Annotated in this window: 10 protein-coding genes and 1 pseudogene; 5 read left to right on the forward strand and 6 right to left on the reverse strand. The window is 71.2% G+C overall.

The window, feature by feature from the left end; translation table 11 throughout:
- Nucleotides 1-16: 16 nt before the first annotated feature.
- Complete coding sequence (locus VET29_RS32270) at nt 17-856, forward strand: aldo/keto reductase (protein WP_324927755.1); 840 nt, start codon at nt 17-19, stop codon at nt 854-856.
- Between the two features lie 57 nt (nt 857-913).
- Here VET29_RS32270 and VET29_RS32275 read toward each other — a convergent pair whose 3' ends face one another.
- Together VET29_RS32275 and VET29_RS32280 are read right to left on the reverse strand one after the other, a co-directional pair.
- The gene (locus VET29_RS32275; protein WP_324927756.1) at nt 914-1,381 is read right to left on the reverse strand and encodes a hypothetical protein; all 468 of its coding nucleotides are present in this window, start codon (nt 1,379-1,381) and stop codon (nt 914-916) included.
- Nucleotides 1,382-1,492: 111 nt separating this feature from the next.
- Nucleotides 1,493-4,552: an AfsR/SARP family transcriptional regulator gene (locus tag VET29_RS32280; RefSeq protein WP_324927758.1), complete on the reverse strand. Its 3,060-nt coding sequence runs from the start codon at nt 4,550-4,552 to the stop codon at nt 1,493-1,495.
- Nucleotides 4,553-4,843: 291 nt separating this feature from the next.
- Between VET29_RS32280 and VET29_RS32285 the strand changes: the two genes are divergently transcribed.
- The gene (locus VET29_RS32285) at nt 4,844-5,359 is read left to right on the forward strand and encodes a DUF5994 family protein (protein WP_324927760.1); all 516 of its coding nucleotides are present in this window, start codon (nt 4,844-4,846) and stop codon (nt 5,357-5,359) included.
- A gap of 34 nt (nt 5,360-5,393) precedes the next feature.
- On the forward strand, nt 5,394-6,251 hold the full coding sequence (locus VET29_RS32290) for a slipin family protein (protein ID WP_324927762.1): 858 nt from the start codon (nt 5,394-5,396) through the stop codon (nt 6,249-6,251).
- 20 nt (nt 6,252-6,271) lie between these two features.
- On the opposite strand, the gene VET29_RS32295 is transcribed toward VET29_RS32290, so the two are convergent.
- Nucleotides 6,272-6,457: a DUF1707 domain-containing protein gene (locus VET29_RS32295; protein WP_324927764.1), complete on the reverse strand. Its 186-nt coding sequence runs from the start codon at nt 6,455-6,457 to the stop codon at nt 6,272-6,274.
- Between the two features lie 83 nt (nt 6,458-6,540).
- Between VET29_RS32295 and VET29_RS32300 the strand changes: the two are divergent.
- Nucleotides 6,541-6,912, forward strand: a pseudogene (locus VET29_RS32300) (hypothetical protein); the annotation flags it as partial.
- A gap of 167 nt (nt 6,913-7,079) precedes the next feature.
- The gene (locus VET29_RS32305; protein ID WP_324927766.1) at nt 7,080-7,979 is read left to right on the forward strand and encodes a universal stress protein; all 900 of its coding nucleotides are present in this window, start codon (nt 7,080-7,082) and stop codon (nt 7,977-7,979) included.
- Nucleotides 7,980-8,002: 23 nt separating this feature from the next.
- On the opposite strand, the gene VET29_RS32310 is transcribed toward VET29_RS32305, so the two are convergent.
- The 3 genes from VET29_RS32310 to VET29_RS32320 form a co-directional block, all read right to left on the reverse strand.
- Entirely contained in the window at nt 8,003-8,149 is a 147-nt protein-coding gene (locus VET29_RS32310) for a hypothetical protein (protein WP_324927768.1), read from the reverse strand.
- Between the two features lie 76 nt (nt 8,150-8,225).
- Nucleotides 8,226-9,896, reverse strand: a complete 1,671-nt coding sequence (locus VET29_RS32315) for a hypothetical protein (protein ID WP_324927771.1) — start codon at nt 9,894-9,896, stop codon at nt 8,226-8,228.
- Nucleotides 9,897-10,047: 151 nt separating this feature from the next.
- Nucleotides 10,048-10,463: hypothetical protein (locus tag VET29_RS32320; protein ID WP_324927773.1), on the reverse strand; the 416-nt coding region annotated here is incomplete at its 5' end.

The raw sequence follows: 10,463 nt of genomic DNA on the forward strand, positions 1-10,463 counted from the left end.
CTATAGGAGCGTGCACATGAGCACGACCATCGCCGGCCGCCCGGTCAACCGGATCGGGTACGGCGCCATGCACCTGTCCCGCCTCGACCAGCAGGACGCCGTCGCGTTCCTGCGCCATGTCGTCGCGCGGGGGATCAACCACCTCGACACCGCGCAGTTCTACGAGACGAGCAACGCGGTGATCCGCGCGGCACTGCACCCGTACCCGGACGACCTGGTGCTGGCCACCAAGGTCGGCGCGGAGCACGTCGGCGATGAGCTGGTCCTCGCACAGCGGCCCGAGCAGCTGCGGGCGAGCCTGGAGGCCAACCTCGCCACCCTGGGGACCGACCACGTGGCCGTGGTCAACCTGCGCCGCGCCGACGCGCCGCCCGGCCTCCTGGCCGAGGGGGACCAGCGGGTGGACCTGGACAGTCAGCTCGCGGAGCTGGTCGCCCTGCGTGACGCGGGCAAGGTCGGCGGGATCGGGCTGAGCAACGTGAGTCCCGAGCAGCTGACGGCGGCCCTGCCGGCCGGCATCGTGTGCGTGCAGAACTCGCACAGTGTCCTCGACCGGGTGAGCGACCCGGTCCTCGAGGCGTGCCGGGCGAACGACATCCCGTGGGTGCCGTTCTTCTCGCTGGGGTCCGCGTTCCCCGGCTTCCCGAAGGTGACCGAGCATCCCACCGTCGTCGAGATCGCGAAGTCACTCGGCACCGCGCCCGCGACCGTCGGCCTGGCCTGGCAGCTCACGCACTACGCGCACACGCTCGTCATCCCGGGCACCACCGACCGGGGCCACCTCGACGACAACCTCGCCGCGGACGGTCTTCACCTCGACCCGGCGACGATGGCGCGGCTCGACGACCTGGCGTGACGCCGCGCCGCCAGGTCGGTGGCGATCCACCGGCCTGGCGCGTCTCGTCCCGTCGAGTCAGTCGGTGAGGAGCCGGTACCGGCGCGGCAGGAACGACCGCGCGGCGTCGTCGTGCGGAAAGTCGATGGTCCGGTGCACGGTCCCGGTTCCTCGCGCGTGCTCGAACGCCCAGCACGACAGGCGAGAGGCGTCGACCCACTCGTGGAAGAGGGCGACGTGGGCCGGGGACTCCGTCCGCAGCAGCGCGTCCCCGGCCCGCAGCTCCGGCGCCGGGATCCGGTCGCTCACCGCGGCCAGCCCGGCGATGTCGAGCCCGCCGTGGCGGATGGGCGGTACCCCCAGCACCGCCCATGCCATCGACACGTACCCGGGAGCGTCCGTGCGATAGATGCCGTACTCGTTGTGGTGGAAGCGATTCCGGTGATGGGGAACCGGCGGGACGAGCCAGCTCTCCGCGCGCAGCACGATCTCGCTGCGCCGGATCCCGGAACCGTTGTGCCACGCGGAGCCACGGCCACCGACCATGCCCGTACCTCGCCTTCGGTGTCGCTTCGTGGTGACACCGAAAGAATCGCGCGTCGCGCTACAAACGCCCTCCACGCGGCCCGCACGCCGGCTTCGCGCCCTACAAGACGCCTACAAACGGGGTGGTAGGGCCACCTCGGCGAGCCAGGCCGCCGGGGTGCGGACCGCCAGCTCACCCGACTCCCGGGCCTTCCTGGGGATGCACAGCTCCCGTGCCCGGTTCCACTGTGCCCCAGCGGTTTCCGGATCGTCGGTCACCGTCGCGGCCGCCAGGTCGCGGAGGGTCCGCGCCTGCCACAGGGGCAGGTCCAGCTCCGTCCACAGGCGCAGGGCCGCGCCCAGCGTCGCCCGCGCCCCCGGCAGGTCGCCGGTGGCCAGGTGCAGCTCGCCGATCGTGCGGGTCATCAGCGCCACGCCGAACCGGTCGCGCATGCGGGCACAGGTGTAGAGGCACTCGTCGAGCGTCGCCGCGACGGTCGCGGTGTCGTGCCCGAGGCGCAGCGCCGCCTTGGCCCACGACTGGCGGGCGTAGGCCGTGCCGAGCTCGTCGCCGATGTCGGTCAGGATCGTGACGGCTCGCGCGGCGAGGTCCTCGGCGCCCGCGTGGTCGGCGACCGCGCGGTGGCAGAGGGACAGGCCACGCAGCGCCAACCCCACGCCCCGCTGGTCGCGCACCTCGCGGTACTCGTCGGCGCAGCGGGTGAGCCGTTCGGTGGCCTCGGCGATGTCGCCGTGGTCGCGGCTGATCGCACCGAGGCCGTAGTTCGCCGCCGCCACGATGTCCCGGTGCCCGGTCCGCTCACCGAGCTCCGCCGCGGCGCGCAGGTCACGGACCGCCGCGTCGAACTCGGCGAGCTCGAGGTAGGCGTTGCCGGTGCCGAGCAGCGCCAGTGCGACGGTGTCGTCGTCGCCGACCGCCTCGGCCAGGTCGCGGGCCCGCCGCAGGTGGTCGAGGGCGGTCGGGAAGTCGTCCTTCTTGGCGTGCACGTCGCCGACGCCGGCCAGCATGACCGCCTCCGCCGCCGGGTCCGCACTCGCCACGGCCGCCGAGAGCGCGGCCTCGTTGGTGCGTTGCCAGGCGTCGAACTCGTTGCGGGTGGCGAACGGCGCGGTCAGCAGGGAGGCCAGCGAGATCACGATGCCGTGCGCGACCCCGAGGTCGTGTGCCCGCTCGACCACGCGCACGACCGCGGCGGCCTCGGCCGCGAGCCATGCGGCCGGTTCCTCCACGGCGTCCTCGACCAGCGCCGGATCGACGTCGATGGCCGGGACGGACACCCGGGCCGGTGGGATGGTGACCCGAGGCAGCTCACGGGTGGTGGTCGCGACGAGCACCATCCAGGTCTCCAGCGTCCGCGTCACCGCGGCCGCCACGTCCTCCTCGACGGCCTGCTCGCTCCCGAACAGCTGCACGAGGTCGTGCAGCCGGTACCGGACCCGGCCGATGGCATCGACCCCGGCGACGTCCACGAGACGCAGGTCGACCAGGTGCTCCACGATGTCCTCGGCGTCCTGCGGTGGCACGCCGAGCAGCGGCACCACCGGCCACCAGCCGAAGTCCGGCAGGTCGAGCAGGCACAGCAGGTGGAACGCACGCCGCTGCCGGTCGTCCAGCTCGGCGTAGTTCAACCCGAGGCTCGACCGGATCGCCAGGTCGCCCACGGTCAGCTCGTCCAGCCTGCGGCGCTCGTCGGCGAGCCGGACGACCAGCGACCTCAGCGGCCAGTGCGGCCGGGCCAGCAGCTTCGCCCCGGCGGCCCGGACCGCGAGCGGGACCCCGCCGCACAGCGCGGCGATCCGTTCGGCGTCCGTGCGCTGGGCGGCCACCCGGTCCGCGCCGATGATCTTGCCGAGCATCGCGATCGCGGACTCCTCGGCCAGGAAGTCCAGCTCGATGGACGTCATGCTCTCCAGCCCGGTCAGGCGCGAACGACTGGTGATCACGACCAGGCTGCCCGGGGCGCCGGGGAGCAGCGGGCGCACCTGGTGCTCGCTCCTGGCGTTGTCCAGCACGATGATCAGCCGGCGGCCGGCGACCCGGGACCGGTACTGCTCGACACGCTCGTCCGTGGAGGCCGGCACCGCGGCGGCGGGCATGCCCATCGCCTGCAGGAAACGGGCGAGCACCTCGTGGGCGTCCAGGTCACGGCCGGCGCCACGCAGGTCGGCGAACAGCTGGCCGTCCGGGAACCGGTCGCTCAGCAGGTGCGCGGCGTGGACGGCCAGCGCGGACTTCCCCACGCCACCGAACCCGGACACCACCACCGTCCGCTTGTCCGGCTCGGCGCCCATCCGCAGCAGCGCGGCCAGGTCCTCGTCGCGGCCGGTGAAGTCGCCGATGTCCGGCGGGAGGTTCCTCGGCGCCGCGTAGTCGTCCGGGCGGGGCGCCGGGCCGGCGACCCGGGTCCGGACCGGCGTGGGCCGGCGGGAGGGCCCGGCGAGGATCTCGGTGTGCAGTGCCCGCAACCGTTCGCCCGGCTCGATCCCCAACTCGTCGAGCAGCTGCGAACGGCCGGTGCGGTAGACCTCCAACGCCTCGGCCTGCCGGCCGCTGACGTGCAGCGCCCGCATCAGCAGCCCCCGGCTCTCCTCCCGAAGGGGATGTGCCGCGACCAGACGGGTCAGGCCGGCGACGACCTCGCTCGCGCGCCCCAGCTCCAGACCGACCCGCGCCCGGCCCTCCTCGGCGTCGAGCCGTTCGGACAGCAGCGTCGCGGCCCAGGTGCGGGCGAACCCCGCGTCCACACCGCCCAGCGCCGGGCCGCGCCAGAGGTCCAGTGCCGCGTCGTAAGACTCGGCCGCGTGCGGGAAGTCCCCCGCACGCTCCGCGTGCCGGGCCCGCTCGACGTGGTCGGTGAAGTCACCGAGGTCGGTGTCGCCGGCGGACACGTCCAGCAGGTAGCCGGGCGCACGGGTGGCCAGCGTGGCCTCGGTCCCGCCGGCGGCGACGATCCCCCGCCGCAACGCGGAAACGTAGGTGTGCACCGAAGCATGCGCCGACGACGGCGGCGACTCGTCCCAGATCAGGTCGACGATCTGTGCCCGGGACACGACATGTCCGCGCTGCTGCAACAACGCCAGCAGCAACGCCTTCGGCTTCGGCCCGCCCAGCGGCACTCGCGTGCCGTCCGCTGTGGTCAGCTCGACAGGGCCAAGGACCAGAATGCGCACAACCGTCAGTTCCCCCAGCACTACACCCGACCCGTGGAACACCTCGATTCTGGCACAGTGGAAGGCCACGTGGAGCGTGGTCGCGCACGGCCGGACGGCAGAACCGCCGATCGGGAGCACCACGGCGCCGAGAACACGACGGCGGCCCGCGTTCGCTCGTGCGTGCTCACCTCGTGAGTGGGTGTAGTCTCGGGGTTACCGAGAGCACTTCGCACGCCGGCGGTTGAGCCGGCGTCGTCCTCGGCGAGGTCCTACGCCGGCCGTCAGCGGACCGGGGACAGGAGCACCGACGTGACGTCGGGCTCACACACTGACATCACCGACAGCACCGCACAGGCCACCGTGGACGCACCGCTGCGACTGTGGCTCAAGCCGAACGCCCCGCCGACCGGACACGTCGACGGCGCCTGGTGGCCACGATCTCGTGCGCTCACCGACGAGCTGGCGGCGCTGATCGACGTGCTCACCAGCCGGCTGGGTCCGGTCACCCGGGTGGCGTTCGCCGCCGACGCGTGGCACCCGGTCGCCGTGGCCGATCGAGCGGTTCGGCTGACGGCCCTTCGCCCGCGGGAGAAGAACATCGTGCGAGTGTCCGGATCGGACGGACGGCAGCTCACGTTGCTGGTCGTGCCACCGGAAGCGCCCGCCGAGGCCGGCCATGACGCCGTCATGCTGGCGGCACGGCGTGCCAACTCGGCCGAACCCGCCGACATCCTGGCCGCCGCGGGCCTGCTTCCCGTTGTCCCGCAACAGAAAGTCCACCGGGCCTGGCGTCCCCGGCTGCGTACCCGTCACCCGCACAGGTAACCACTCCCACCAGTTCACTCGTCTGGAACACCTCATGGTCGCTGTCATCGTTCTCATCATCGTCTTCGTCGTACTGATAGTGCCGGCGTCCGCCGTGCGCATGGTGCAGCAGTACGAGAAAGGCGTCGTGCTGCGCTTCGGGCGGCTGCTCCCGGCCATCCGGGAACCCGGGCTACGCCTGATAATCCCGATCGCCGACCGGATGCGGAAGGTGTCGATGCAGACCATCGTCATGCCGATCCCCGCACAGGGCGCCATCACGAAGGACAACGTCACACTGACCGTCGACGCGGTCGTCTACTACCGGGTCGCCGACCCGGTCAAGGCCATCATCAACGTCGAGCACTATCCCACGGCCGTCTCCCAGGTGGCCCAGACCTCGCTACGGTCGGTGATCGGCCGCGCGGACCTGGACACCCTGCTGTCCGACCGCGACCAGATCAACGCCGAGCTGCAGGCCGTCATCGACGCGCCCACCGAAGGGCCGTGGGGCCTGCACATCGACCGCGTCGAGGTCAAGGACGTCGCGCTGCCGGAAGGAATGAAGCGTTCGATGTCACGGCAGGCCGAAGCGGAGCGGGAACGCCGCGCCAGGGTCATCGCCGCCGACGGCGAGTTCCAGGCGTCGGCCAAGCTCGCGGACGCGGCCAGGGCGATGGCCGACACGCCGGGAGCCCTGCAGCTGCGCCTGCTGCAGACCGTGGTCGACGTGGCCGCCGAGAAGAACAGCACCCTCGTCATGCCGTTCCCGGTCGAGCTGCTGCGGTTCTTCGAGCGGGCGACACAGACCGACGATCCCACGGCGGCGGAGACCAACGGCCACCGGCAGGACGCCATGCTGAGGACCGACGCCGTCACCCGGCTCGGCGACGTCACCGACGGCAAGGAATGAGCCTCCGGGCCGGTGCCGGCTCACCACAGGCTGCGAGGCAGATCGGCCGTCAGCTCGGCCAGCTCCTGGCGGGTCCTGGCCTGGTGCGCGACCGCGACGCGTTCCTCGAACTCCGCCATGGAGATACGGCCCTCCCCCACCGCGTGCTCGAGCCGCTGCACGACCGCCGCGCGCTCGGCGTCGGAGGCCCGAAGCTCTCGATGCATGACAACCACCCTCCTCGCCGGCAGACCGACGACCCGCACCACCGACGGTACGGGAAGACCAGCACACGAAAGGACGTACGGAGATGACCACCTGGCGTGACGTGATCAACTACGTCCGGACCAAGTACGAGATCATGGAAGAGACGGACGACTGGCTGCGTTTCCGGCTCGGCACGGGCGAGCAGCAGGTGACCGTCCATCATCTGCCCGACGCGGACGGCTCGGCGTGGGTCGAGATCTCCTCGCCGGTCGGCCGGGCCGACGACATCGACCTGCGGCGCCTTCTCGAGCTCGCCGGCACGTCGGTCGTCGGCGGCGCCGCGGTGGTGTACGGCGTCGCGTTGCTCAAGCACACCGTGCCGCTGGCGGACCTGAGCGTTCACGCGGAGTTCGAACACCCGCTGCGGCTGGTCGTCGCCCACGCCGACGCGTTCGAACGCGAGCTCGCGCGCGCCGGCCGTCCACCGCGACCCGCACACGCCGGCGAGGGGCGTCTGCTGGCAGAGGTCAACGCTCCAGCGCTGGCCGCGTTCTCCCGGGGCTGAGAGCGATGCTCGCCGTCCGAGTTCGGCCGAGGTCACGACGCGGACGACTCGGCCACCGAGAGCGTCAGGAGTAGGCGATGACCGTCCCGGAACAGACCATCGTGGTCGGTGTCGACGGCTCGGCCGGCTCGGACGAGGCCGTCCTGTGGGCGGTCGGGCTGGCCGCCAACCGCGGGCTACGACTGCACGTCGTGCACGCGCTCCGCCTCACGGTGCCGTGGCAGGGCGTCGGTATCGCGGAGGCCACCGTCCTGGTCGACTCGTTCCGGGACAACGGCGAGCGGCTCCTCCGTGACGCCGTCGGGTTGGCACATGGGGTGGACGAGTCGGTCACGGTCACGACCGACATGCCGACCGGGCCGCCCGTCCCGTTGTTGATCGAGCTGTCCCGGTCGGTGCGGATGGTCGTGGTCGGACACACCGGCGTGGGCGGTTTCTCCGACATGCTCCTCGGTTCCACCGCGGCGGCCGTCGTGAGCCACGCCCACTGCCCGGTGCTGGTGGTTCGCGGCCGGTTCGGTCCGGCAGGCGTGCCCGAGGAGGGTCCGGTGATCGTCGGCATCGACGGGAGTCCGGTCAGCGAGGTGGCGGTGGCGCTGGCGTTCGACGAGGCGTCGCTGCGTGGGGTGGCGCTGATCGCGCTGCACGCGTGGTACGACGACACCTACGGGGCCAGGTACAGCAGCGGGCAGTACCTCATGGAATGGGACTCGATCAAGGACGGCGAGCTGCTGCTCCTGGCCGAACGGCTCGCCGGTTGGCAGGAGAAGTACCCCGATGTCGAGGTGCGCCGGGAGCTCGTGGGCGCACGGCCCCGGCACGCGCTGCTGGAGTGGTCCGCCAGAGCACAGCTCGTCGTGGTGGGAAGCCGAGGACGTGGCGGGTTCCGGAGCATGCTGCTCGGCTCCACCAGCCAGGCCCTCGTGCACCACGCCCAGTGCCCGGTGCTCGTCGCGCGCCCCCTGCCGGGCGAGTAGCGGCCTGCTTCCGGGCGCCGGCCTCAGCGCTTGCGGCGAAGCCGCTGGGCGGCCTGCCGGACGCGCTCGCGGTTACGCGGGTCCTTCGCCAGCTCGCGTCCCTTGTTCGTCAGCTGCTGCCCCTTGGGACTCCGCAGGAAATTCTTGATCCGGTCGAAAAAGCCCGCCATCGGACGCTCCTCTGCTCGGTTCGCGACACAGGCGTACCCCGCGCGACCGGCCCCCAACCCGCCATCGGGCATCGCGCTAACCCAGCACGAGCACGTCGTAGTAGTCGAGGCGGTCGACGGTCGCGGTCAGCCTGCCGTGGTGGCACGAGAAGGGCGGCGACTTCGACCCGGGGAAGTCGGGCGAGACCATGGTGACCCGCGCCGGGCAGGTACGGACGGCCACGCTCACGCTGAGGTCGGTCCGTGGCGTGATGCCCTGGTCGTAGTCGTGGTTGACCAGGTGCACGGTCCGTGCCCCGGTGCCCCGCTGGACGAGCACGCCGCCCGAGACGTTCCCCGCGCCGACGCGCACCGCCTGTGGGCTGTGGTCGTTGGCCCGGAACAGGTTCGCGTGGTCCGCGAAGAACCGGGCGTACTCCTGGAAGAACGGCAGCGTGCCGGACTGCTCCGCGGTCGGGCCGCCCACCGTGTCCCTCAGGTGCAGCGCGGGGAACAGCCCGTTGGCGTACGCCTCGGCCCCGAAGATCCGCCAGTAGTCCTTCTTCTCGGACAGCGGCAGGTTCAGGTACGCCGTCATCATGTCCGTCGGCCAGTCGATGAACACCACCGCGGGCACGTCCCCGGCGATCCGGCGGTTGCGGTCCTTGAGGTACCGGTAGTTGGCCTGCAACGACTTCGCGCCGTCGAGGTGACCGCCGACGGTCGGGACGTAGTTGGCACCCCGCCCGTCCGGGGTCTGCTCGTCGGGGTTCCACGGGTACATCCCGACGCTGTTGAAGTCGACGTACGGCAGCAAACCGTTGGAGGTGATCAGGATCCGACGGTGGGCGGTGTTCGCCGCGTACGCCCGCAGCTCGTGCACCATCGTCCGCCAGTAGCGGCGCAGGTACGTCGCGGTGAAGGAGGTGTCGTCGGCGTACAGCCGGTTGTCGGTCACGTCACCCCACTCGGCGGCCAGCGGGTTGGCCGGCGTCAGCGGGTTCTTGTTCCAGCCGTTGGCAAGCAGGTAGGTCCGGTAGTTGAAGTTGTGCGCCAGGTCGCCGGGCGGCACGTCCCGGCGCGGCAGGTTGTCCCCGGTCATCCCGAACCGGGACGTCCAGTCGGCGGCCGTGAACGCGGGATATCTCGCCAGCAGGTACCGGGTGAAGTCGGCGACGGCGAAGTCGTCGAAACCCTCGTTGCCGTTGTAGCCGTACTTCTGGCCACCGCTGAACCCGGACAGGACCTCGTCGAAGAACAGGCCGTCCACACCACCGTCAATCTGGACCTTCGCCCAGTCGAGCAGGTACTCGCGGTACGCCGGGTTGAACATGTTGCCCCGCCGTGCCCCCGGGACCACCTCGTCGTGGGGTACCGGCAGGTTGTCGGCGTCGCGAGTGGACATGCCGTCGAAGGTCGCGGCGCTGTCGAACTCCGCCGGGAAGATGACGCTGACCGTCCCGCCGCCGACGAACGCCGTGCCCTGCCGGTGATATCGCGCGATCTGGCCGAAGTCGTAGTCGCCCGGCCGGGTGCCGTGCGTCGACCATTTCTGGAAGGCCCGGATGTTGACGTCCGGGTCGAGCCGGTGGACCTGCGGGTCGTTCTGGTTCGCCTCGGACTGGCTGAACGCGTACACCGTCCAGTCGGCGGGCCGGGTGCGGTCCGGTTGGTGACCGTGCCCGCCCGAAGCCGCGGACTGACCGGGCTGAACCGCGAACACGAACGCACACACCGAGACAAGCGCGACGCTGAACCGCCGAGACATATCCATTTCCTTTCCGCGCCGAAACTATCGCCGTGTTCCGGTGCGGAAAAGAGCGTTGTCACCGAACCCGGCGGCGCCGAAGAGGCCTCGCCGAGCATATGCCGGGAATGTTCTGCTTAGGAAGACCCGTTGCGGGACAAGCAGGTTCATGTCAACTGATCGAATACGAGTACAGGTCACCCTCGGTCAGTTCGAACCGCAGGCGGAATGGGCCGCCGGTGGCCGGGATGGTGGTTCTGGTGCCCCAGCCGACCGTCGTGCCCAGGGTGTCACCGGTGATCGGGTTCGACGTCTCGTAACCCGGGACCGGGGTGCCGGCCGCGTCCAGTAGGGCCACGTGGAGTTGGCCCGCCGTACCGAGGTTGGCGTTCACCGTGACCGTCGTGCCGGTCGGCGCGAGGGTTCTTGTGGTGACGCTGCCACCGCCCGACGCCGCGTGGAACGCCTCGAACCGGTCGCGTTTCCAGGTGAGCAGGGCGATCTTGCTGTTGCCCGTCGCCTTGGCGCACAGGCCGGGCACGTCCTCGCTGCCGCAGGAGTGCTCGCCCGCGAACGAGCCGTAGTAGT

It is taken from the genome of Actinophytocola sp., from assembly GCF_035634895.1.
Taxonomy (GTDB): domain Bacteria; phylum Actinomycetota; class Actinomycetes; order Mycobacteriales; family Pseudonocardiaceae; genus Actinophytocola.

Coding starts and splice junctions, on each gene's coding strand:
- VET29_RS32270 (WP_324927755.1), top strand. CDS start 17: ATGAGCACGACCATCGCCGGCCGCCCGGTCAACCGGATCGGGTACGGC.
- VET29_RS32275 (WP_324927756.1), bottom strand. CDS start 1,381: ATGGTCGGTGGCCGTGGCTCCGCGTGGCACAACGGTTCCGGGATCCGG.
- VET29_RS32290 (WP_324927762.1), top strand. CDS start 5,394: ATGGTCGCTGTCATCGTTCTCATCATCGTCTTCGTCGTACTGATAGTG.
- VET29_RS32295 (WP_324927764.1), bottom strand. CDS start 6,457: ATGCATCGAGAGCTTCGGGCCTCCGACGCCGAGCGCGCGGCGGTCGTG.
- VET29_RS32305 (WP_324927766.1), top strand. CDS start 7,080: ATGACCGTCCCGGAACAGACCATCGTGGTCGGTGTCGACGGCTCGGCC.
- VET29_RS32310 (WP_324927768.1), bottom strand. CDS start 8,149: ATGGCGGGCTTTTTCGACCGGATCAAGAATTTCCTGCGGAGTCCCAAG.
- VET29_RS32315 (WP_324927771.1), bottom strand. CDS start 9,896: ATGTCTCGGCGGTTCAGCGTCGCGCTTGTCTCGGTGTGTGCGTTCGTG.